This is a genomic window from Cupriavidus lacunae, assembly GCF_003353055.1.
Taxonomy (GTDB): Bacteria; Pseudomonadota; Gammaproteobacteria; order Burkholderiales; family Burkholderiaceae; genus Cupriavidus; species Cupriavidus lacunae.
The window spans coordinates 1-22,557 of the sequence record NZ_QKWJ01000106.1 but is presented as its reverse complement, the minus strand read 5'-3'; the positions used below and the strand labels follow the sequence as shown (position 1 = coordinate 22,557).

Here is a 22,557-nt window from a genome sequence, read left to right as displayed (position 1 = left end):
ATGAGTTGCATACCGTCGCCCGCAACAAGCTCAAAAGCGCTCAACACCGGCCTTCGATCATCGCCGCGTGCTGGGTTCAGGCAACGTTGTGGTGATGTCATGATTTACGGAAAGATCAATAATGAAAGAGACTCCCCGATTTGGGCGCCGCATGGCGCTCGCCGTGCTGCCGCTCGCACTCTGCGGCTTGATGCCGGCCGCCAAGGCAGACGCCACACTCGATCGGATCCGCGAGCGCGGCAAGATCACCATCGGTGTGATCGTCAATGGCAACAGCGCTTTCGGCTCCGTCGACCCGGCCACCGGCAAGCCCGTCGGCTTCAACCCCGAACTCGCGCGCAAGATCGCCAGTGAACTGGCGGTACAGGTTGAGCTGGTGCCGGTGCTGCCCACCAACCGCGTGCAGTTCCTCCAGCAGGGCAAGGTCGACCTGCTGGTTGCCAGCATGCTGCTGACGCCGGAACGCACCGCGCTGCTGGACTATGTGCCGACCCCTTACTACCGCAACGGCGGCACCGCCATCTTCCTGAAGCGTACCGGTATTCGCCGCTGGGAAGACCTGCGCGGTAAATCCGTGTGCCTGTCGCAGGGCAGCAGCTATGCAAAGCCGTTGACGGGCACCTATGGCGCCGAACTCAAGGGCTTCAAGGGCATGGCGGAATCTTTGCTGGCGCTGCGCGGCGGTGCGTCGTGCGTGGCCGCGGTCCATGAGAGCCTTACCCTGAACCAGCTGGTGGCCGGGGATCCGGAGTGGCGCGACTACGCCGTGCTGTCCGAAGAGGTCGATCCGGCGCCGCAGGTGGCATGGGTGCGCAAGGGCGAGAAGGACACGGCAGCGGCGGTCGATCGTGTGCTGCAGCGCCTGCACGGCTCGGGCTGGCTGGTCGGGCTTGAGGCCCGGCTCGACCTGGTGCCGCGCTCGCCGCTGTTGGTACAGTTGCAGCAGCAGTATGTCGGCAAGCCGTAACGCATAGCCGCCGGGGCAACCACTGCTGGCACGCCCCGGCAGCACAGTGCTCACCCGCGCCAGACGGCTCCCGCATACAGCTCGGGACCGAAGTCAGGCTCCACGTCGACCCGCGCACGGGCCTCATGCAGGTCGAGGTCGGCCACGAACAGGTCCTCGCTGATGCGCCGCACCGCGGCCGGGATATCGCGCCGCATGCTCGGCACGTCGCCCAGCGGCGCGCCGACGGTGGCATATCCCGCCGGGTTGTACACATGGATCGCGCCCAGCCACGGCGCGGTGCCGGGGGTCTTCTCGCCGTACTGCAGGCCGTCGCCGAGATAGGGCGATGCTCCCAGTGCGTCGTCGCGCTCGTCGGCAGGCGGTGTGTAGCGGTCACGCCAGCGTGCCACCAGCGGTGCGATGCGCGCAAGCTCGGGGCGCTGTGCGGGATCGACGCTGTAGCCGGTACCGGCGATCACGAAGTCGAAGGCAAAGTCACGCCCGTTGACGTCCGCAACCACGCGGCCGTCGGCCACGCGGGCGGTTTCCCATGGTGACGCCAGGTGCAGGTGGAAGTTGTCATGGGCCAGCACGCGCCTGACCGCGTCCGGCGGCGGGGTCGAGCCCGCGCGCCGGTAGCGCACGGCGTGGTGCCAGCGATGGGCATCGGGCAAGCAGGGAAAAATGATCATAGAAGCCGGCATAGCCGCGCGGCTTGGCGACCGCGCGCGCGGCGATGTGCTCGCGGCGCGCGAACAGGTGCACGGCTGCGGCACCGGCTTCGAGTGCGACCGCGGCCGCGTCGAAGGCCGAGGCGGCCGCGCCGACCACGGCGACGGTCTTGCTGGCCAGTGCCGCGAAGTCGATCGCATCGGCGGTGTGTGCAGCCAGTTTGGCCGCAACCGCTGGGCCCAGGAAGGCGGGCAGCACCGGCGCGCCATTGCCGGCCACGCCGTTGGCGAGGATCAGCTTGCGGGTGGTCTCCGTGCGCACCTGCCCGTTCACGACGAGCTGCACCGCCAGTCCCGGAACGGCAGCGCCCTCGTGCGGCGCGATTTCCGTGAGCCGGGTGCCGTAGCGGACCTGGATGTCGAGGAAGCGGCGGAACCAGTCCAGATAGTCCGCCCAGTCGGTGCGCGGGATGCGGTCTAGCGCTTCGTAAGCCTCGCTGCCGTGGCGGGCCTCGTACCAGGCCTGGAACCCTAGTGCGGTGACGCCCAGTTCGGGGCCGCCAAGATTCTTGACGGTACGCAGCTTGTGCATGCGCGCCCGCGTCAGCCAGACGCCAGCCTGCGCGGCGTCGGGCGCGGCGTCAATGACCGAGACGCCGCCGATGCCGGCGCGGCGCAGGGCAAACGCAAAGGCGCTGCCGCCCTGGCCGCCGCCGACGATCAGGACGTTGTGGTCGAAGCCGTCGCGTGACGGCACCCAGTTCTCGGGCGCCGGCCCGAGCAGGCGCAGCGCTTCGCGGGCGAATTGATCGGGATCGCTCATATCAGGTCAGGGTCCGGTGAAAGGCCTGGTCGAGATCGGCCAGCAGGTCCTGTGGGTCTTCGAGTCCGACGTGCAGCCGCACCACAGGTGCATTGCCTTGCCAGGTGCGGTGTTCGCGCAGCCGTTCCGGCGGGGCGACCAGCGCGAGGCTTTCGTACCCGCCCCAGGAGGCGCCGATCGCAAACCACCGCAAGGCGTCGACAAACGCGCTGGCCGCGCTGGCGCCGGCATCGCGGAATGCGAACGACACCAGCCCGCTCGCGCCGCTGAAGTCACGCTGCCACAGGGCATGGCCGGGGTCGTCCGGCAGCGCCGGGTAAAACACGCGGCCCACCTGCGGATGACGCTGCAGCCATTGCGCGACCTCGGTGGCATTGCGTTGGTGCTGCGCCAGGCGCAACGGCAGCGTGCGCAGACCGCGCAGCGACAGGTAGGCGTCGTCAGCGCCGATGGCGAGGCCCAGGGCCTCATGCGTGGCGGCGATGCGCTCCGCCAGCGCGGGACTGTCCACAACGACCGCGCCCTGCATCACGTCGGAATGCCCGGCGATGTACTTGGTCGCGGCCTGGATCGAGATATTGGCGCCCAGGCGCAGAGGCTGCTGGAACCACCCGCCGCTCCAGGTGTTGTCCACGGCCACCGGCACGCCGCGCTCGCGCGCAACCGCCGCCAGCTCTGGCAGGTCCAGCACCTCGAACAACAGCGAGCTCGGCGATTCCAGGTAGACGAGCTTCGTCTCGGGCCGGATCAGCGCGGCGAGGTCGTCATGCGCCGGCGAAAAGTACTCGACGGTGATGCCCAGCCGCTGCAGCAGCGTCTTGTCGACGCGCCGCACGGGCGCATAGACGCTGTCGGATACCAGTGCATGGTCGCCGGGGCTGAGCAGGGCGAGCAGCACCAGCGTGATCGCCGACAGCCCGGATGGTGCCAGAAAGGCCCGATGACCGCCTTCGAGCGTGCTCAGCGCGTCTTCTAGCGCCTGGTGCGTGTCCAGCCCGTGGCGGCCATAGGAGGCAACGCGTTCGCCGGCAGCGCGGCGGTGCTGGCGCGATTCCAGATCCTGTTGGGTGGCGAAGCGCACCGTGCTGGTCCTGACCACCGGCACATTGACCGGGCCGGCACCGTCTCGCAACGTCGGCGCCCCCGCATGCAGCAGTTGCGTATGTCTGCCTGCGCCGCTCATGCCGCCACCTTGCTCGGTTGCATCTGCGTGGCGTTGTAGTTGACGATCTCGCCAGTCTCCGGGCGCACGCCGTAGCGGCCCGTCAGCGTCTCGAGCGGCCGGCCATAGCAGTGGAAATGCAGCGTCGGCGCGTCGCCGACCACCTGGATGCTGTGGATGTCGTCAGGCAGGAAGGCGATGGGCGTGCCCGGCTCGACCGTCTGCTCGCGCGCGACTTCGAGCTGCGCGAAATTCGGGTCGCTGCGGTCGTCGGTGCGGCGGTATACCCGGTTGAACTCGCGACCTTCCACCGCGACGATCACGGCCCAGGTATCGTGGTTGTGCGGGATGGTCGTCTTGCCCGGATTAATGGAGTTCAGGTACAGCGCGGCCGCGTCGTCGCCGTCATCGGGATTGAGGCGGTAGCGCGTCGAGGCGCCGCTGGCCGGATCCGCCGGGGGCGGGAAATCCTCGCGGGTGAACAGATCGCGTTGAGCGGCCAGCGCCTGCAGGCGCACGGCAACCGCGTCGAGCGCGGCGCGGTCGGGCTGGCCCACGGCCAGGCGCCGGATGTCGGACAGGGCGGCGGCCACCGCCTGACGGCGGGCGGCCTGGCGTTCGGCGTGAGAGGAAAGGCTCATGATGCGGAAACTCCGTCAGCAGGAAAAGGGGAGGGCGCGGGCGCGAACGCGGCATCGAAACCGGCCGGCAGTCGCGGGATCGCACCTAGGGCGCGGCGCAGGAACGCTCTCGTGCGTTCGTGCTGCGGGTGGCCGAAGATCTGCGCCGGCGGGCCGTGCTCGACGATCCGGCCGGCCTCGGTAAAGTAGATCTGGTCGCTGATCTCGGCCGCGAAGCGCATCTCATGCGTCACCAGAACGCAGGTCATGCCGTCCTCGACCAGATCGCGGATAACGGTCAGCACTTCGCCGACGGTCTCGGGGTCGAGCGCCGAGGTCACCTCATCGAAGAGGATCAGCTCCGGCTGCATCGCCAGCGCGCGCGCGATCGCGACGCGCTGTTGCTGGCCGCCGGACAGCTCGCCGGGGTAGGCATTGGCCTTTTCCGACAGCCGTACCTTTGCGAGCAGCGCATGTGCGTCGCGCTCGGCCTCGCCGCGCGCGCGCCCGAATACACGGGTCGGTGCGAGCACCAGGTTCTCCAGCACCGTCAGGTGTGGGAACAGGTTGTACTGCTGGAACACAAAACCCACGCGCTTGCGCAGCGCGATGAGCGCGTCCTCGCCGCGCAAGATCTCGACGGCGGTATCGCCCACACGGATCTGCCCGCGCTGCGGACGCAGCAGCCCGGTGATGCAGCGCAGGATCGTGCTCTTGCCCGAACCGGACGGGCCGATGATGGTGACGGCCTCGCCGCGGCGCACCTCGACGTCGATGCCGTTGAGCACCGCATTGGCACTGAAGCTCAGGTGGACGTCGCGCAGCTGTACCAGCGGCGATGTGACAGTGCGGCCGGTGTCCCGGCGCGGAAAGGACTCAGTGGCGTTCATGGCGGCGTTCCAGCGCGCGGGTAGCGCGCGCAATCGGGTAGCAATAAGCGAAAAACAGGGCCAGCAGCGTGAAGTAGACGAGGATCGTGAAGTCGGTGCGCGCCACCGTGTTGCTGGCAACCTGCGCGGTGTCGACGACGTCATGGACGCCAACGAGCGAAGCGAGCGACGTGCTCATCGTGATGCTGGCGTACAGGTTCATCCATGGCGGCAGCATGCGGCGCAGGCACTGCGGCAACACGATCAGGCGGAAGATCTGGCGGCGGCGCAAGGCGAGCGACTGCGCCGCCTCCCATTGCGCGCTCGGAATCGACTGGATCGCGCCGCGGAAGATCTCGGCGACGTTGGCACTTGCCGGCAACGCAAGGCCCAGCACGACCTTGACCCAGTCCGGGAACGGAAAGGTCCAGTTCACCAGGTGCAGCTCAAACGGGAACACGTAGGTGGTGAAATAGACCAGAACCAGCACCGGCGCGTTGCGGAACGCCTGCACCCAGGTGTGCGTGAAGACGCGCAGCGGCGGATGCGACGACAATGACAGCGCGCCGATCACCAGGCCGACGACGGTCCCGAGCGCCATCGCCAGCACGCTGATCTCGATGTTGGCCCATAGCCCGCGCAGTAGCGCAGGGGTCCAGGTCCAGAGGCTGCGCACCGCGGCCGGGGCACTGCCGGTGGCGCTCCAGAACAACAGCAGTGCCGCCACCGCGGCGAGGGTGAGTACCCACGGATCGCGCAGCGCGCGCGCCAGGGGTGGCGTGGGGCCGACCGCGGCGGGGAGAATCGTGTCACTGGCCATAGCCTGGCATCCTCAGGTGATTTTCCAGCCAGCGACCGGCACGGCCGACCAGCCAGGTCAGCAGGCCGAACCAGGCCAGGATCAGCAACAGCAGTTCGAGCACGTTGTCGCGCTGCGTCCAGATCATGATGGATTCATAGGTCACGTCGCCAACCGCGATGGCCGAGGCCACGGCAGTCATCTTGACGAGGTCGACCAGGTTGTTGACGAGCGCCGGCAACGCGAAGCGCACCGCCAGCGGCAGTTCGACCTGGAGCAGCAACTGGCGTTTGGAAAAGGCCAGCGAGCGCGCCGCTTCCAGCGTGATGCGCGGGACCGCCTCGATACCGGCGCGCAGCGCCTCGGCATGAAACACCGCCTTGTGCAGCGAGACCACGATCACCACCCAGACAAAAGGCGTGAGCGGATTGCCCGTGCCGCGGCTGGCGAGCTGCTGGGTGATTAGCATGTTCAGCACCAGGAAGGCGCAGTAGAGTTGCACGAGTGTGGGCGTGTTGCGCGTGAGCTCGACGAAGGCGCGGGCGGGTGCGGCGAGCGCGCGCCGGCCCGACGTCAGCATTGCCGCCAGCACGATGCCGGCGGCGAGGCTGCAAGGAATGGTCAGCAGGCAAAGTTCCAGTGTCACAACCAGACCATGCAGGAATGCCGAGCGTTCGCCGGCATCGAGTATGAAGGCATAGTTCAGCCCCAGCGGCTTGAGCGCCGCGACAACGGAGGCCAGGAAATCGCTCATGCCACCACCTCCTGCCGTGCCGGTTGCAGCGCGGCGACGGCACGTGCGATGCGCTGCAGCGCGTCCTCCAGCACCGTGTCCGCCACAGCAAAGGAGAGGCGGAAATAGGGCGACAGGCCGTAGGCGGCACCGTCGACAACTGCCACGCCCTCGGCCTCGAGCAGCCAGTCGACCACATCGGCGTCGCTTTCGATGGGCCGCCCGTCGGGGCGCAGGCGTCCGATCAGGCCACCGCAGTTGACGTAGGCAAAGAACGCGCCCTGCGGCGGCAGCAGACGCAGCCCCGGAATCGACGGGATGGCCTCGGTCACGAGCGCGGCCCGGCGTGCGTAGGCCCCTCGCGCCTTTTGTACGAACGTCTGGTCGGCGGCATCGAGCGCCGCCGCCACCGCGGCTTGGCCGATCGCGCTGGCGCCCGAGGACACTTGCGACTGGATCGCCGTCATCGCCTGCACCAGTTCCGTCGGCGCGATGCCCCAGCCGATGCGCCAGCCCGTCATCGCGTAGGTCTTCGAGGCGCCATTGACCAGTAGCGTGCGCGCGCGCAGGTCCGGCGCCACGTGTAGCCAGTGGGGTGGTGCGGCACCGAAGCGGATCTGCTCGTAGATTTCGTCGACCAGCACGAGCACGTGCGGGTGGCGGCGCAGCACGTCGGCAAGGGCAGCGAGTTCATCTGCGCTGTAGACCGCGCCGGTCGGGTTGGCGGGCGTGTTCAGCACCAGCCAGCGCGTGCGCGGCGTCATCGCGGCTTCGAATCGGGCGGCGTCGAGCTTGAAACCGCTGCGCTCGTCGCAGGGCAGGACCACCGGTGTGCCGTCGTTGACGCGCACGATGTCCGGAAAGGAGGACCAGTACGGCGCCGGCACCAGCACCTCGTCGCCGCTGTCGAGCGTGGCCGCGAACGCCTCGAAGATGACCTGCTTGCCGCCGTTGGCGACGAAGACTTCGGCGGGCGTGATCGCGAGCGCGTGGTCACGTTGGTACCTGGCGGCGATCGCCCGGCGCAGTGCGACCGTGCCCGGGGTAGGCGTGTACTTTGTCTCGCCGCGGGCCAGCGCGGCGACGGCGGCCTCCTTGATTGCATCGGGCGTATCAAACTCGGGCTCGCCCGCGGTCAGGGCCAGGATGTCGCGGCCCTGGCCGGCCAGCGCGGTGGCACGCTGGCCGGCGGCGGCGATTGGTGAGAGTCGCACCCGGCGGGCGCGCTGTGACAGGGAAATGCTCATGGAGAAATCTCGGTAGGGGAGTCCGGCAGCACCTTGCCGGGGTTGAGCAGGCCGAGCGGATCGAAGGCCTGCTTCAGGCGCCGCATCAGCGCGAGTTCGACCGGGCTCTTGTAGCGCAGCAGTGCCCCGCGCTTGCGCTGCCCGATGCCATGCTCGGCGCTGATCGAGCCGCCATGCGCATGGACGCTGTCGTGGACCAGTTCGTTGATGGCAGCTTCGTCGGCGAACAGCGCTGCCGGCGTGGATTCGGGCGCGTGCGAGACGTTGTAGTGCAGGTTGCCGTCGCCGAGGTGGCCGAAGGCCACCGGCCGCACGCCGGGGAAATGCCGCTGCAGTGCTGCCGCGGTGGCGGCGAGGAAGTCGGGGATGCGCGAAACCGGCAGCGAGATGTCGTGCTTGAGGTTGCCGCCGTCGCGCTGCTGCGCCACGCCCAGCGCCTGGTCGCGCAGGGCCCACAAGGCCTGGCTCTGTGCCAGGCTTTCGGCGACAGTGGCATCGGCGACCAGGCCGTCTTCAATGGCCTGGCCGACGACCGCCTCGAAGCGCGCACGCGCATGCGCCTCGCCCTCGCTGTCCGACAGTTCGATCAGCGCATACCAGGCGCGGCCGGGAGTAAGCGGGATGGCCTGCTCGGGCACGTGCCTGGTGACAAGGCCCAGCGCGGTGTCGGAGATCACCTCGAACGCGGTCAGCGCCGCGCCGAAGCCGGCGCGCGCCTGCGACAGGAAAGCGATTGCGTCGCGGATGCAGTCGAAAGCGAGTAGTGCGGAGTATTGGACCGCAGGCAGCGGATAGAGCTTCAGCGTGGCCGCCGTGATGATGCCGAGCGTGCCTTCGCTGCCAATGAACAGGTCGCGCAGCGCGTAGCCGGTGTTATCCTTGCGCAGGCCACGCAGGCCGTCCCAGATCTCGCCGTCGGCAGTGACAACCTCGAGGCCAAGCGCCAGGTCGCGCATATTGCCGTAGCGCAGTACCTGCGTGCCGCCAGCGTTGGTGCCGAGGTTGCCGCCGATGGTGCAGCTGCCCTCCGCGCCGAGGCTGAGCGGGAACAAGCGCCCGGCCTCGTGTGCCGCGTCCTGCAGTTGCGCCAGCACGACGCCGGCCTCGGCGGTGATGGTGTCGTTGTCAGGGTCAATGGCGCGGATGCGGTTCAGCCGCCCCAGCGACAACAGCACCGCGCGGCCGCTGGGGTCCGGCGTGGCGCCGCCCATCAGCCCCGTGTTTCCGCCCTGTGGCACGATCGGCGTGCGATGGGCCCGGCACAGCCGCACCACGGCGGCCACCTGCACCGTGTCGGCCGGTCGAATGACGGCCAGCGCGCGGCCGTGCAGCCGGCCATGGCGGTCGGTCAGGTAGGCGGCGGTGTCGCCCGACGCGGTCAGTACGTGGGCATCGCCCAGCGTGTGTCGCAGGGCTGAGAGCAGGTCTTCCATGGTCGGTCCGGTTGCGGCAGGTCCCGCGCCAGGACGCGCAGGCGCTCTGCGGGGATACGTGTATCTTCAGAAGGCATCTGGTCAGGCCGGCGGGAGCTTTCTGAACTTTTCATGCAGCTGGTACAGCAGCGGTGTCGGCGGCAGGCCGTTGTGCTTGCCTACATCGATCAGCCAGCCGGTGCGGTGCCAGCTACGCACGATCTTGTCGATTGCCGCCTGCGTGTCGGTCTCACCCTTGCGCAGCCAGATTACAGAGGGGGAGGGAATCAGGTCGGACGGCGAGACGATTTGATAGTCGTTCCAGTCCGGATTGCCGGACACCAGCTCGCGCAAGGTCGGGCTGACATGGACCGCGGCCGAGCACTGGGCGCCGCGCAGTGCCAGCAGCGATTCCGGCTGGCCGCGGAACGCGCGGATTTGCGCGCCGTACTGCTCGGCCAGCGGTCGGGTGAAGTTACTGCCCTGCGAGACGCACACCGGCTTGCCCTTTAGGTCTTCCCACTTCGCGATGCCACTGCCCTTGGGCGCGATCGCCGCGCCGCCGACTTCCTCGAACGGCGTCGGCACGAAGGACAGTATCTCGCTGCGTTCCTGGGTCCATTGCATGTTGGCGATCAGGATGTCGACCTTGCCTTGCTGCAGGAATTGCACGCGGTTCGAGGGCTGTACCTGTATCGTCTCGAGTGCAACGCCGAGCCCCTTCGCCACGCCTTCGGACAACTGCACGTTGTAGCCGACATGCTTGCGTGTCGCTGGGTCGATGGTGCCGAACGGCGGACCCGAGAGCACCACGCCAACAACCAGCGTGCCGCGCTGGCGGAGCTTGTCGAGGGTCGCGTCGGCATGTGCGGCGGTGGCCGTCACGGCCAGCAGGGCCGCCAGCCATGGAAGCAGGCGCGCGCTCATGGTTTCCTGCTCTCGGCAAAGACGGCGAAGTCGCCGGGCGCAACATCGAACTTGCCCTGCTGCGCCCGCGCATTGGCTGACTTGATATAGGCGCCCTCTGGCACGCCGTACTTGCGCGCCGTGGCCAGCAGCAGGCCGGAGCGATGCCAGTCGCGGATCGTCCGGTCGACGAAGGCTAGCGTGTCCTTCTCGCCGCGGCGGGTCCAGACTACGGTAGGCGAGGGGATCAGCTGGTCTTCGCTCGCCAGCGTGAAGTCCTTCCATTCCGCGGCGCTCGGGCCGTTCAGCGTGTGGTAGAGCGCGGGCTGGATATGTACCGATGCGGCGCAGGTGCCGCCCTTGAGCGCCAACAGCGACTCGGGAATGCCGCGCAAGCCCTTCACGATGGCGCCGTAGTTTTCCGCCAGCGGGCGCGCGAAGTTGCTGCCCTGCGAGACGCAGGCGACCTTGCCGCGCAGGTCTTCCCAACGCTTGATGCCGCTCGCCTTCGACACGACGGCCGCTCCGCCGACGAGATCATACGGCGTTGGCGCGAAGCTCAGGATCTCGCCGCGCTCCTGTGTCCACTGGATGTTGGCGACCAGCAGGTCGACCTTGCCGGCCTGCAGGAACTGCACGCGTGTGGAGGCTGTGACCGGCACGGTTTCGAGTTCGACGCCAAGGCGTTTCGCCAGGTCGGCAGCAAGCTCGGTCTGATAGCCGCCGGCGTTGCCGGTCATGGTATCAAGCAAGCCGAACGGAGGGCTCGGTCCGTCGATGCCAACGGACAGCTTGCCGCGTTGCTTGATCTTGTCGAGCGTGGCATCGGCGTGCGCATAGCCGGCAACGGCCAGCGCGGCACAGACGAAGGGTGCTAGCAGGAAGACTCTCTTCATATCAGGATGGCGCCGCATGGCGCCGTAACGCGGATCGGGATGGCTCGGCTCAGGACGCGTTCTTGAAGCGTGCCTGCAGTTCGGGCAGCAGTGGCTGCGGTGGCGTGATGCCGAGCCGCTTTTCCGTGGCGATCAGCCAGCCCGAGCGGTGCCATTCCTGGACGATCTTGTCTACCGCGGCGATGGTGTCCGTTTCGCCCTTGCGGGTCCAGACCACTGATGGCGCAGGCAGGATCTCGGTGGAGATTGGCGCGGCATAGTCGGCCCAGTCGGCGTTGCTGCGAACCAGCGGGTGGATGAGCGTGGCGTCATGAACTGCAGCCACGCATTGCCCACCGCGCAGCGCCAGCAGTGATTCGGCGGACGTCTTGTAGCCGCGCACCTGGGCGCCGTACTGTTCCTGCAGGGGCTTGACGTAGCTGCTGCCCTGCGAGGCGCAGACCGTCTTCCCGCGCAGGTCCTCCCATTTGGCGATGCCGCTGCGCTTGAGCACAGCAGCCGTGCCGCCGACGCGGTAGAAAGGCGTTGGCGCGTAGCCGAGCAGCTCGCCGCGCTCGGGGTTATATTCCATCGAGGCGATAAGCAGGTCAACCTTGCCTTGTTGCAGGAACTGCACGCGATTGGAAGGCTGCACGGGTACCAGTTCGGCTTCCACGCCCAGCCGCTTTGCCAGGTCGCGCGCCAGATCGGGATTCCAGCCGACGGGCTGCTGCGTGGCGGGGTCGATCGAGCCAAACAGGCTGCCGCCGACGAGCACGCCGATGGAGACTTTACCGCGCTGCTTGATGCGGTCCAGCGTGGCATCCGCCCAGGCGGCGTTCAGAGTAAGGCAGGACAGGGCCGCGGCAGCGGCGGTGCGAAGGAACGGGAGCGCGGGCATGTCTGGTCATGAGAACAATGAGAAGACGATGCTATCGCGCGGCGCCGCGTTGAACAAAGAAGGCTTTCGGATATGGATATACAGCGTGCCAACCGGAAGAAATCCGAGGTTGCAAATTCAGCTCCTGCGCTCCCTGCCGCCCGGCCGTCACTCCGTCTCGAAGGTGAAGCGGCCTTGGCTCACCAGCTGGCGGAGCGGGTGGCGCTGGTTGGGATACTCGCGCGCCTGCAATGCCTCGGGGAGCTGCGCCTTGTCGCCCTGCTTGCCGATGGCGGCCACGGCCTCGATGGCATAGTCCTGCGGCACGTTCAGCGCGTCGCGCAACGCGTCCTGGTCGAAACCGCCGATGCCGTGGGCGTGCCAGCCCGATAGCGTGACCTGCAAGGCCAGGTTGGCCCAGGCCGCGCCGGCGTCAAAGGAATGCGTGGTGATGGCCTGCGGCTCGGTCTTGCCCGGGGGCGTCCAGACCTTGCGCGACAGGATCACCACCAACGCGGACGCCCGCGTCGCCCAGCCCTGGTTGTATTCGGACAGGGCCGCGAAGACCGGCTGCCATTCCGGCGTGTCGCGCCTTGCGTAGAGAAAGCGCCAGGGCTGCGCGTTGTAGCCGGACGGTGCCCAGCGCGCGGCTTCGAAGAAGCGCAGCAGCGTTGCCTCGTCGATGGCTTCGCCGGTGAATGCTCGCGGGGACCAGCGCTGGAGAAAAAGAGGATGGATGTCGTGTTCGCTAGTGCGTGGCTGAGACATGGAAGCTCCTGGGAATGTGGGCAGGTGATCGGAAGTGTCGACGTCGCAGTTGGCTGCCGCGGGCCGCGCAGGCAAAGCGTGCCATATCGCACCGCGATATCGAACTGCGAATTTCGCATGTTCCGGCTCGGCGGCTTCCGTCCATCGATATGCAAGCGGCCCGCCTATGGATAGAGGAACATCCAGCTTCGCAAGGCCGTTGGTGATCCCTACGATGTCAGCCTGGCCCCAGCGGACGACGCTGTCAGACCGCATGGCATAGCAGGAAGAAGGGCATGCACGCACCCGACAACCGCGACGCACGCCATCGGCTGGCCGCCACAACCGGCGAGGACGCGCCGAACATTGACAGACTGAGGACAGGAGAGGCAGACATGGCAAGACGCAAAGGTTTGATGAGCCTGGGCGCATTTCTCTATCCAAGCGGGCACCATATCGCCGCCTGGCGACATCCCGATTCCAAGGCCGACGCCGGTATCGACTTTCGGCACTACGTGGCTCTGGCGCAGGCCGCCGAGGCTGCCAAGTTCGACCTAATCTTCCTTGCCGACGGCGTGGGCACGCGCGGCGATAATGTCGAGTTCCTCAGCCGCACCGCGCACAGCTACCAGGCTCAGTTCGAACCGATCACCTTGTTGTCGGCGCTGGCGGCCGTCACCGCGCGCATCGGGCTAGTGGGCACCGCTTCGACCAGTTTCAACGAGCCTTACCACGTGGCGCGCAAGTTCGCATCGCTCGACCATATCTCGGGCGGCCGGGCCGGCTGGAACCTGGTCACCACATCGAACGAGCACGAGGCCCGCAATTTCAACCGGGACGAGCACTTCGCGCACGCCGATCGCTACCAGCGCGCGGAGGAATTCGCCAATGTGGTGACCGGATTGTGGGACAGCTGGGAGGATGACGCCTTCCTGCGCGACAAGGCGAGCGGCCGCTACTTCGATCCGGCCAAGCGCCATGTGCTCCGGCACAAGGGCGAGCACTTCTCGGTGCTGGGGCCGCTCAATGTGTCGCGCCCGCCCCAGGGACACCCGGTGGTGGTGCAGGCAGGTTCCTCGGAGGCCGGCAAGGAGCTGGCGGCCCGCAGCGGCGAAGCGGTATTCACGGCCCAGCAGACGCTGGAGGAGGCGGTCGCGTTCTACGCCGACCTGAAGGGCCGCCTGCCGCGCTACGGGCGTTCGCCGGACGACCTCAAGGTCCTGCCGGGGGTATTTCCGGTGGTCGGCCACAGCGAGAGAGAGGCGAAGGAGAAGTTCGAGCAACTGCAATCGCTGATCGACCCAGTAGTGGGCCTGGCGCTGGTTGCCGGCCTGACGGGCGGCTTCGACCTGTCCGGCTATCCGCTCGACGGCCCGATTCCGGAGCTTCCGGCGACCAATGCCAGCAAGAGCCGCCAGCGCCTGGTGCTGGACCTGGCCCGGCGCGAAAACCTCACCATCCGCCAGCTCTACCAGCGGGTGGCTGGCGCGCGCGGTCACTGGCAGCTGGTTGGCACGCCGGAACAGATCGTGGATCAGCTCGAGGAGCGCTTTCTCAACTACGGCGCCGACGGCTTCAATGTCATGTCGCCGGTTCTGCCCGGAGGGCTGACCGATTTCATCGCACTGGTGTTGCCCGAGCTGCGGCGGCGCGGGCTGTTCCGCAGCGAATATACGGGGGTCACGCTGCGCGAGCATCTCGGCCTCACGCGCCCGGAACACCCGGCGGTCAAGGGAAAGCACGCCGGCGTCGCCGCGGCATGATTCTGGCACGTCCAGGATCCCGGGATGGGGGCGGCCGTCCCGTTCCTGGCGCCGCCGGAAAACCCGGGTGGCCGCGCAGCGCGATGGCGCCATATTCCCTGCGGGAATGGCCTCGATCCTGCAGCATTGGCACCGCTTCCATGGTGAAGTCCCGATCTGCTGGCGTTGGACCGACGCTTTGTGTGGAGTTCGCCGGCTGGCACGGCAAGGCATGGCTTGCCTTCGATCACGACAACATATGGGCGAAGGACCCAGCGCCGGCGACGTGCGCAAAGATGCAGGAACTGGCCGGCCGGCTGAGGGCAACGGTGCAGGTCTATGCGCACCGGCGGCGCGACCCGCCCGGCGGTGAGCCGGGCGAGGGCGTGACCGGTGCAGACCGGCCTCTGCTGTCGTCGCTGCTGGCGAGAATCGTGGCGGGGGGCGCGGGCGTGCTTGGGCTGTATTTGGTGCTTGCCGCGGAATCGGGCTGGACGCAACTCGCGGGGATTTTTCTCACCACCTTCGGGGCCTATTACTGCATCGCCTGCCAGCCAGAGCCTCACTAGCGCGCGCCAACCTCTCAGCCCACAGGCCAGCTCTTCGACATAGCGGCAGGTAAGGGTGAGCACGATCTTGTCGTAGCGCGCGTACAGCTCCGGATCACGGATGAGCGACAGGCACGGTGCCAGTCCTGTGCCTGTGGCGAGCAGCCACAAGGTCTTGCCGGGCTTCAGGTTGTCGATCAGCAGCGTGCCGGTCGGCTTCTTGCCGACAAAGCTCTGGTCGCCCTCGCTGACGCCGTCCTTGCATCACGTGAGCATATCGCTGACCGTTGACCTGACTTCGTCTCGTAGCCACGCTGCCGCCGCATCGGCCTGTGCGCTCCGACTGTAGACCAGATCGATGTCAAAGGGCGTATCGGTCAGATCTGCAGGCAGTGCATGGATCTGCAGATCGTCTGATGTCAGTCGTTGCGCCACCCGTCTGGCGATGGTCGCCACGAGATCGCTGCTTGCCACGGCGAGCGGCAACGCCACGATATGTGCAAAGGTGGCGGCGACACGCCGCTGCTGACCCAGGCCGTCGAGCTTGCCATCGATGACGCCGCGCCTCGATCCGTCATCGCTTGGCACGAAAAGCGCATGCGGCAGCCGCAAATAGGTTGCGAGATCGAGCCTCCGACGGCGCCGAGTCTGCCCGAGCAGCGGATGATCCCGGCTCGCGATGCACACAAAGTCTTCCTGATAAAGCGTCGTCCGCACCATCCTCTTTGGTGCGCTCAGGTGGCCGCCGATGGCCGCATCCACCACGCCATGGTCGAGTTGTTCATGAATGGCCGCCCGGTCCAGGGCCGTCACGCGCAAGTCGATCGCCGGTGCCTGGCGCCTGATCCGGGCAATCAAATGGGGCAACAGGACGATATCGGCGTAATCACTGGCTGCGATGGTGAAGCGTCGTCCGCCGGGTTCGGCAGGGTCGAATGCCACGGACTGCTCCATCGCATGGCGGATATGGTCTAGTGCGAGCGATATGGCCGGCATGAGCGCGTGAGCGCGCTCGGTCGGTTGCATGCCAGTGCTGGTGCGCACGAAAAGATCGTCGCCAAAGAGCGTCCGCAGGCGGGCCAGAGCGTTGCTCACGGACGGTTGGGCCCGGTTCAGCCGCTTACCTGCCAGCGTGACATTTCGCGTCTGATACAGGGCTTCAAAGGCCACCAGAAGGTTGAGGTCGAGACGGGATAGATTCGTATGATGAATTTAACGGATAACAAGTATCCATTTCAAGGATTCATCCGGCCGCACTACTATGTGTGTTCGAACCACCTTCTGGAACGCAACCTGTGGAATCCGTACTCGTGACCGGCATCGAGCCCTTTGATGGCGAATCGTTGAATCCATCCTGGGAGGCGGCTCGGGCCGTCCACGGGCGCACAGTCAACGGGGTGCGTGTTGTGGCGCGACAGCTTCCCTGTGTTATCGCCGACGTCAGGCGGGCGCTTGTTGATGCCATCGTCGAGGCCCGTCCAGTTGTCGTGCTCTGCCTGGGGCAGGCAGGAGGGCGCAGCGATGTATCCATCGAGCGCGTGGCCATCAATGTCGTCGATGCGCGCATTCCCGACAATGCCGGCAAGCAGCCCGTGGACGAGCCCGTGGTCGACGGCGGCCCCGCCGCATACTTCTCGACGCTGCCGATTAAGGCGATCGTCAAGACCCTGCGCGAAGCGGGCATTCCGACATCCATCTCGCAGACGGCCGGAACCTACAACTGCAATGCCATCTTCTACGCGCTGCTCCATTTCATTGCGACCGAGCGTCCCGGGTTGCGAGGCGGCTTCATTCACGTGCCCTACCTGCCGCAGATGGCCGCCCACCATCCCGGTGCGCCTAGTCTCGACGTCCATACGCTGATCGATGCCATTGAGATCATTATCGCGACTGCGCTCTCTGTGAAGCAGGATGTCAAGGTCACGGGAGGTGCGACGCATTAAGGCATGGTCGCCGGGAGCAATTACATGTCTTCTGCATCCTCCTCGCGATAATCGATCGGACGACCAGGCACGTGGGTGCTTGGTCGGTGGAAATCACCGGTCTCGTGTCCCCAACGACTGCTATCGGTCACGCTTCCATTTGACCGCTTCATGGCCGACAACTGCCAATTGATGGGAACGCCCAGGCAGCTCTTCCTGGGCTCGGCCCTTCAACATTGCGCGGCTGTGGCTATGGACTAGTTGCCCACCTCACGGATCGGGATCGTGGTGCGGCCGCCACAGTTGCGCAGCAGGTCGCGCAATTCGTTAATGACCGGAAACACCTCGTGGTTCCAGTCGGCGCCTTGCCTGTCGTGGGCCTCTTGCTCACGCTCGACGATCCAGCGGTCCTCCTTGAAGATGCGTTCCGTGAACCAGACCAGCAGCGGCCATGCCAGGCCCAGCGCAAACGGAATCCCGGGCTTCCGAATGGAAAGCACGCCAAAGGTCCGATTGGTGCGCTGCGCCGCATCCAGTGGCACGTAGACGATCCACAGGTCCATCACTAACGTGCCGTCGCCCGATCGGATCTGCAGCGTCTGGTACGGATAGCCGGTGCGCACCGTCATCACATCCTTGTCGTCCTGGTCTCCGTTCTTCTTGCTGGCGCCAAACACCAGCGCCTCGCCGACTGGCTGCTTGCCCTCCATGCGAGCGAACGTATAATCCACCTCCACCCAGTCCTTGCCGCGACGGCGGCCCAGCGAGCGCGCGCGCATCTGTCCCATTTGCCGCCGGTGCAGGAACTGGTGGTTCATGTCCATCAGGTTCTCGTGCATGAAGGAGTAGTGGCAATTGACCTCGCGGCCGAAGCGGCGCGTCTTGTACGACTTGTCCGCAACCGAAGACAGAGCGGGCAGCGGCCGCTCCCTGGAAAGTGCCACATCGCCGGGAAAGACGAAGATCTGGCCGTGCACCTCGCGACAGGGATAGGCACGCACGCCGTTGGGCAGGCGCTCACGCCCGAGGTATGGCACATCGACGCAACGGCCGGTGCAGTCATAAGTCCAGCCGTGATAGCCGCAGCGGATGGACTCGCCTTCCACCACGCCCGCGTGCAGCGGAACCTGCCGGTGTGCGCAACGATCTTCCAGGGCGAATATGGTGCCGGACCCGGTACGCACCAGCACGATCGGATCGCCGGCAAAGCGCACGCCGAGGGCTTTGCCCCGCTTGACCTCACGTGACCAGGCCAGTGGATACCAGTGATCGGGATGGATGGGCACACGGCGCAGGTCGCGCACGGGCGCGCTGGCGGGTTGATCGATGGCACTGCTATCCAACAATGGCATTGCATCCATGCGTGACGCCTCCATGCAAGACGTGAGCTTTGACCGTCGCCGGCAGATCGGGAATAAGCGAACGGAGATCAGCGCGCAGTTTACGCGAAATCCGACGAACTTACAGAAATCCCGCATTTCCGATGATGTGCCGGTTGGCGCTTGCCGACCCTTCCCCGTCAATCAAGTTCCCATGGCTGGAACGGCCTTTCATAGCTTGTTAAGCCGCCATTCGCTAACGTCAGCTAAGTCGGTCGCGCGAACATGTTGGACTCAGTCCGAGTCCAGAGTGCACCGCAGCGCTTGGCTACAGCAACAAACACCGGCCGCGAAAGCAGGCGTTCGAGGCAAGTCGGACTGCCGGTCATGTCTGCCGCAGCCGCTGCAACGCCGGACGGCATGGCCTAACGAAGGGCAGGCCGCTGCCAGTGGGAGAGCCGACGTCCAAATGTCTGTGTCCGACGTGGGCGAGCGTCCACAACTGGCGACACCGGCCGTAGCTTGATACTCGGTGAAGGGCCGTAGATCGGCCGACTCGGTCATCCAGGATCTTGAGTCGGCTGACCCAAAGTGGCCGGTAAGGGACCTCGATTCCAAGCAGGAAAGCACCATTCTTCGCACATCTGGAAGCAGGGCGCAGTTGAAGAACCGACGTATCTCGGTGGTGCGCTTGCACGTTGGCTTCGTGGATACTGATCTCACCAAGGATTTCGACGTCCTCAAGGCAAATCCTTACGCGGTCTTCCGCCAGACTTACCGTGCACTGGAAGCAGGAGAGAGCGAGGTACTGGCCGACGCCGGGAGCAATGCGCTGAAGCGGACGCTTTCCCTTGCTGTTCCGGGCTGCGTCGATCCCGGGGTCCTTGAAGGGAACGACAAGGAGCGGCTTGCCTAGCCAGTGTGGCGCGAACCCGGCCTTATGAGAAGAGGCACGATGGACTTGCAATGCTCGCGTCTTTATCTATCGTTGTGCAGGCGTAGCGCCGCCAGGGTGAATGGCTTCGCCACCACGGTGGTACCTATCGCCATCAACAACAGGCCGGAGAACGCTGCAGTACTGATTAGTCGGTTCTCGAGCAGGATCGACAGCACAACCACTTCCATCAATCCTTTCGTTTGCGCCAGCGCACCAAGTGTCCATGCGTCACGCCGGCCCAGGCCAGCCCAGCGCGCTGGCAGTGCGGTGCCGGCCATCTTGCCGAGCACTGCAACGAATGTAGTCACTGCAAAAACTATCAAGGCATCGGTGCCCGCCGCATTGAGGTCGGTGCGGAGGCCGGTCATCAGGAAGAAGAATGGCATCAGCACCACAACGGTGGTCGATTCGAGCTGACGGGTGATGTCGGCAGCAACGTGGCGCGGGGCGACCACGCCTGCAAGAAAACCACCGAGAATGTAGTGCAGGCCGATCAGTTCCGATGCGCATGCAGACGAGAAGATCAGCACGACCACGGCCGCGAGCCTCGCATCGCTGCTGCGTAGCGTCGGTAGCCAACGCGCCAGGAGTGGCCTGACGATAGAGAACATCACGGCGATATAGATGCAGCCGCTAATCACCAGACGTAGCGGAGCCTGGGCCGCCGTCTGCCCGGTACTGACCAGGATACACGACAGCACAACCCAGAGCGCCGCGTCGCTGACGGCGGCACACGCCAGTGCCAGGCGTCCGGGTGTTGTGTTGACCATCTGCATCTCGCGCAGGATGGCACCCAGGACCGGCAGCGCGGTCACTGTCATCGATACGCCAATCGCAACCGCAAATTGCCAGCGCGTGGCAGCCTCACCGGCTAACGCAGGGCGCCAGCCATCGAGCAACCAGCCCGCGCCGAAACCCAGCACGAATGGCAGCGTCACACAGCCAATTGTGGCGCTGATCACGATGCGCCGTGGTCCGGTCGCTTCGGCATCGCCGATATGCAGACCCGACAGGAACGCAAACAGCACGACGGCTAGCCATTGCAGACCCGACAATGCAGTCAGGCTCTGCGCGCCAAATAGAGTCTGCCAATGCTCCGGCCACAACGCGCCCAGCAAGGACGGCCCCAACGCAATGCCGCCCACGATCTGCATCACTACCAGCGGCACGATGCCACCCATCCGGAAGCTGCGCCAGAGGATCAGCGGCGTGCCCACGACCAGGCTTGCCTGGATAAAGAAGATCGAAATTGGAGTCATGGCGGATGGGTTCACGGCGCTAATGCTGCTTCGCTGGGCCGCACCTCGTTGATGCAAAGCGCCGATGATACAGGCGCGGAGAGCTGTGGGACAAAGCCACAGGTCGCGGCACTCCCGTCTTGCCAGTAGAAGAGTCAATGCAAATTGACGAGATTGCTCGCATCGGCGCTACGTTGTGTTCAACGATCGGCGTGCGCGCTTGACGGATCTGATCGACGCGGATTCAGCCAATCGGGGCTCGCACAGATAGACTCGCTACTGGTGGCGCGGAAGAGTGCTTGTGGTCGGCCATCTCTTTACCGCAATCCCATTTCAGCGGCTTGCATAGTTTCTGGGTGCTTTCACCTGTTTGACTACAGTTCCCGAGGCGTTGCCTTATGCCACTGACGGCAATGCGAGTCTGTGCAGGCATTCACTGGGGAAAGGTCCATGGCCGTAGGCGGCTACTGCCGTTGCGCTTCCGCCAGCTTGAGGCAGTAACGGTTCGTCGCGGCGAGCGGAGCAGGGGAATCGCGAGGCCAACGTTGCCGGAAGGCGTCGATAGGGCACGATAACGTTGCCTTGTCGCGCGTCGTTAGCACTCAGAGTTCTTACGCCCCCTTGCGTTGCTCCGGAAGCTATTGCGACCGACGGAAGGGCGGTGGAATCGGTAACTCGTTGCCTTTCGGCCCATTGCTACTGGCTTCATCGGTCCCATCAGTCGGCAGCGCCCGATGTCACCTCGTCGGCCCGCGCCCGCCAGCCAGTTCACATGCTGCCACGAACTGCCGCAAGGCTGAACGGATATTGTGGTGTTTGCGGCACAAATATAAATATGCGGGGAGCGCGTGCGCTCGCCCGAGCGGACGAAAGGCCATATGTCCGAAATTTGACTACACTTTTCGGAGGCGCTAAAGTGGTTGTCCGAAAAATGTGTGCAAGTTGCGGACTCATACGCCCATGTCTGATCTACGAGAGAACATCTCTGCACTTATCGAACAGGCCAGCCCAGGCAAGGTCTGGGTACCGACCGATTTCGCTCACCTTGGCAGCCGAGATGCGATCGACAAGACGTTGCAGCGGCTTGTACGGGCCGGCCAACTCCGTCGAATTGACCGAGGCCTCTATGATCTGCCCAAACTCAATCGGCTGACCGGACGCCCCACCATGCCCGACTATCGGGCTGTGGTTGAAGCGATTGCAAGGCGCGACAATCTGCGCCTGCTGGTGGACGGCATGACCGCGGCCAACGACTTGGGGCTGACCGACGCGGTACCGGCACGCGTCACCATTCATACGGACAGCCGTCGGCGTTCGCTGAAGCTCGACAACCTCACGATCGTCTTCAAGCAGACCGCACCAAGCCGGCTGTATTGGGCAGGACGTCCTGCAATGCGCGTCGTTCAAGCGTTGCATTGGCTTAAAGACACTATTGCCTCTGACAGCGAGCGGATAGCAGCTGCGCTTCGTAACGTGCTCGAACACCCCGACCATGGTCAGTCAATCCGCGAGGACCTGATGGCAGGCTTCGGTGCCATGCCAGCATGGATGCGGACCTTTGTTCGCGATCTCCTGGATTGCAATGGCACAGGGGCCGCCACCGGCGATTGCGATGCGAAGAACGGGAAGGTGTCCCATGAAGGCTGACTATCGTCAAATCATCGAGGCAACCGACACGGACCGGCGAGACCTGTTTTTAACTACGGCGGCAAGGCTCGGGACAGCAGTCCAGCATATCGAGAAGGATTTTTGGGTGTGTTGNGGTTGGTCTGGAGGCCGTGCGCGGGGTGAAGACGATCAGCGAGATTGCGCAAACATACGGTGTGCATCCGGTGTTGGTTGGGCAATGGAAGAAGGAAATTCTTGAGCGGGCCGGCGCCCTGTTCGAAACCAAGCGTGGCCCCAAGCCGGCCGAGGACAAAAGCGGCGAGGATCGCCTGTACGGCGAGATCGGGCGGCTGAAAATGGAAGTGGACTGGCTTAAAAAAAAGTTGGGGGAGTGAGCCGGGAAGCGCGAATGGGGTGGATCGATGGTGCGGAGGAGCTGCCCTTGAGCCGGCAGTGCGACCTGGCCGAAGTGTCGCGCGCAACGGTGTATCGGAGGCAGGGAAAAGCGACGCGGGAAGAGCGCGACGAAGATCTGCGGCTGTGCCGGTTG

Annotated in this window: 22 protein-coding genes and 2 pseudogenes; 7 read left to right on the top strand and 17 right to left on the bottom strand. The window is 65.5% G+C overall.

The window, feature by feature from the left end; translation table 11 throughout:
- The first annotated feature begins 121 nt into the window (after window positions 1-121).
- The gene (locus tag DN412_RS38155; RefSeq protein WP_244223018.1) at window positions 122-967 is read left to right on the top strand and encodes a transporter substrate-binding domain-containing protein; all 846 of its coding nucleotides are present in this window, start codon (window positions 122-124) and stop codon (window positions 965-967) included.
- 50 nt (window positions 968-1,017) lie between these two features.
- On the opposite strand, the gene DN412_RS45140 is transcribed toward DN412_RS38155, so the two are convergent.
- The 13 genes from DN412_RS45140 to DN412_RS38095 form a co-directional block, all read right to left on the bottom strand.
- Window positions 1,018-1,542 carry a hypothetical protein gene (locus DN412_RS45140; RefSeq protein WP_244223017.1) on the bottom strand — a complete coding sequence of 175 codons (525 nt, stop codon included), beginning with the start codon at window positions 1,540-1,542 and terminating at the stop codon, window positions 1,018-1,020.
- A complete protein-coding gene (locus tag DN412_RS45135) occupies window positions 1,529-2,443 on the bottom strand; it encodes a SidA/IucD/PvdA family monooxygenase (RefSeq protein ID WP_244223016.1) in 915 nt (304 codons plus the stop codon). Before DN412_RS45135 ends, DN412_RS45140 begins: the two co-directional genes overlap by 14 nt.
- A 1-nt stretch (window position 2,444) precedes the next feature.
- Window positions 2,445-3,626, bottom strand: a complete 1,182-nt coding sequence (metC, locus tag DN412_RS38145; protein WP_115216276.1) for a cystathionine beta-lyase — start codon at window positions 3,624-3,626, stop codon at window positions 2,445-2,447.
- Entirely contained in the window at window positions 3,623-4,246 is a 624-nt protein-coding gene (locus DN412_RS38140; protein ID WP_115216275.1) for a cysteine dioxygenase family protein, read from the bottom strand. The genes metC and DN412_RS38140 overlap by 4 nt, the downstream gene beginning before the upstream one ends.
- Entirely contained in the window at window positions 4,243-5,115 is an 873-nt protein-coding gene (locus DN412_RS38135; protein WP_115216274.1) for an amino acid ABC transporter ATP-binding protein, read from the bottom strand. Before DN412_RS38135 ends, DN412_RS38140 begins: the two co-directional genes overlap by 4 nt.
- Window positions 5,102-5,914, bottom strand: coding sequence for an amino acid ABC transporter permease (locus DN412_RS38130; protein ID WP_115216273.1), 813 nt, complete (start codon window positions 5,912-5,914; stop codon window positions 5,102-5,104). Before DN412_RS38130 ends, DN412_RS38135 begins: the two co-directional genes overlap by 14 nt.
- Complete coding sequence (locus tag DN412_RS38125) at window positions 5,904-6,647, bottom strand: amino acid ABC transporter permease (protein ID WP_115216272.1); 744 nt, start codon at window positions 6,645-6,647, stop codon at window positions 5,904-5,906. Before DN412_RS38125 ends, DN412_RS38130 begins: the two co-directional genes overlap by 11 nt.
- A complete protein-coding gene (locus DN412_RS38120; RefSeq protein WP_115216271.1) occupies window positions 6,644-7,873 on the bottom strand; it encodes an aminotransferase class I/II-fold pyridoxal phosphate-dependent enzyme in 1,230 nt (409 codons plus the stop codon). The genes DN412_RS38125 and DN412_RS38120 overlap by 4 nt, the downstream gene beginning before the upstream one ends.
- On the bottom strand, window positions 7,870-9,306 hold the full coding sequence (locus DN412_RS38115) for an FAD-binding oxidoreductase (RefSeq protein WP_115216270.1): 1,437 nt from the start codon (window positions 9,304-9,306) through the stop codon (window positions 7,870-7,872). Before DN412_RS38115 ends, DN412_RS38120 begins: the two co-directional genes overlap by 4 nt.
- Window positions 9,307-9,387: 81 nt before the next feature.
- A complete protein-coding gene (locus DN412_RS38110; protein WP_115216269.1) occupies window positions 9,388-10,212 on the bottom strand; it encodes a transporter substrate-binding domain-containing protein in 825 nt (274 codons plus the stop codon).
- Window positions 10,209-11,087, bottom strand: a complete 879-nt coding sequence (locus DN412_RS38105; protein ID WP_115216268.1) for a transporter substrate-binding domain-containing protein — start codon at window positions 11,085-11,087, stop codon at window positions 10,209-10,211. The genes DN412_RS38110 and DN412_RS38105 overlap by 4 nt, the downstream gene beginning before the upstream one ends.
- Before the next feature lie 49 nt (window positions 11,088-11,136).
- A complete protein-coding gene (locus tag DN412_RS38100; protein ID WP_208647743.1) occupies window positions 11,137-11,967 on the bottom strand; it encodes a transporter substrate-binding domain-containing protein in 831 nt (276 codons plus the stop codon).
- A 147-nt stretch (window positions 11,968-12,114) separates the two neighbouring features.
- Window positions 12,115-12,714, bottom strand: a complete 600-nt coding sequence (locus DN412_RS38095) for a nitroreductase family protein (protein ID WP_115216267.1) — start codon at window positions 12,712-12,714, stop codon at window positions 12,115-12,117.
- A gap of 374 nt (window positions 12,715-13,088) precedes the next feature.
- Between DN412_RS38095 and DN412_RS38090 the strand changes: the two genes are divergently transcribed.
- Together DN412_RS38090 and DN412_RS43205 are read left to right on the top strand one after the other, a co-directional pair.
- On the top strand, window positions 13,089-14,456 hold the full coding sequence (locus tag DN412_RS38090) for an LLM class flavin-dependent oxidoreductase (RefSeq protein ID WP_115216266.1): 1,368 nt from the start codon (window positions 13,089-13,091) through the stop codon (window positions 14,454-14,456).
- Window positions 14,457-14,596: 140 nt separating this feature from the next.
- Window positions 14,597-15,004, top strand: a complete 408-nt coding sequence (locus tag DN412_RS43205) for a hypothetical protein (protein ID WP_133303151.1) — start codon at window positions 14,597-14,599, stop codon at window positions 15,002-15,004.
- 24 nt (window positions 15,005-15,028) lie between these two features.
- Here the strand turns inward: DN412_RS43205 and DN412_RS38085 are convergent.
- Window positions 15,029-15,226: pseudogene (locus DN412_RS38085) on the bottom strand (ferredoxin--NADP reductase); the annotation flags it as partial.
- Between the two features lie 21 nt (window positions 15,227-15,247).
- A complete protein-coding gene (locus tag DN412_RS38080; RefSeq protein ID WP_244223015.1) occupies window positions 15,248-16,153 on the bottom strand; it encodes a LysR family transcriptional regulator in 906 nt (301 codons plus the stop codon).
- A 125-nt stretch (window positions 16,154-16,278) separates the two neighbouring features.
- On the opposite strand from DN412_RS38080, the gene pcp reads away from it, so the two are divergent.
- Complete coding sequence (gene pcp, locus DN412_RS38075; RefSeq protein WP_115216264.1) at window positions 16,279-16,926, top strand: pyroglutamyl-peptidase I; 648 nt, start codon at window positions 16,279-16,281, stop codon at window positions 16,924-16,926.
- A 236-nt stretch (window positions 16,927-17,162) separates the two neighbouring features.
- On the opposite strand, the gene DN412_RS38070 is transcribed toward pcp, so the two are convergent.
- Window positions 17,163-18,266: an aromatic ring-hydroxylating oxygenase subunit alpha gene (locus tag DN412_RS38070; protein ID WP_115216263.1), complete on the bottom strand. Its 1,104-nt coding sequence runs from the start codon at window positions 18,264-18,266 to the stop codon at window positions 17,163-17,165.
- Between the two features lie 619 nt (window positions 18,267-18,885).
- Between DN412_RS38070 and DN412_RS38065 the strand changes: the two genes are divergently transcribed.
- On the top strand, window positions 18,886-19,140 hold the full coding sequence (locus tag DN412_RS38065; protein WP_208647742.1) for a Rossmann-fold NAD(P)-binding domain-containing protein: 255 nt from the start codon (window positions 18,886-18,888) through the stop codon (window positions 19,138-19,140).
- A 62-nt stretch (window positions 19,141-19,202) separates the two neighbouring features.
- Here the strand turns inward: DN412_RS38065 and DN412_RS38060 are convergent, their stop codons facing one another.
- Window positions 19,203-20,435 carry a cation:proton antiporter gene (locus DN412_RS38060; RefSeq protein ID WP_244223014.1) on the bottom strand — a complete coding sequence of 411 codons (1,233 nt, stop codon included), beginning with the start codon at window positions 20,433-20,435 and terminating at the stop codon, window positions 19,203-19,205.
- A gap of 924 nt (window positions 20,436-21,359) precedes the next feature.
- Between DN412_RS38060 and DN412_RS38055 the strand changes: the two genes are divergently transcribed.
- Both DN412_RS38055 and DN412_RS38045 read left to right on the top strand, forming a co-directional pair.
- Window positions 21,360-22,046, top strand: coding sequence for a DUF6088 family protein (locus DN412_RS38055; protein ID WP_115216261.1), 687 nt, complete (start codon window positions 21,360-21,362; stop codon window positions 22,044-22,046).
- Between the two features lie 86 nt (window positions 22,047-22,132).
- Window positions 22,133-22,557: pseudogene (locus DN412_RS38045) on the top strand (transposase family protein); the annotation flags it as partial.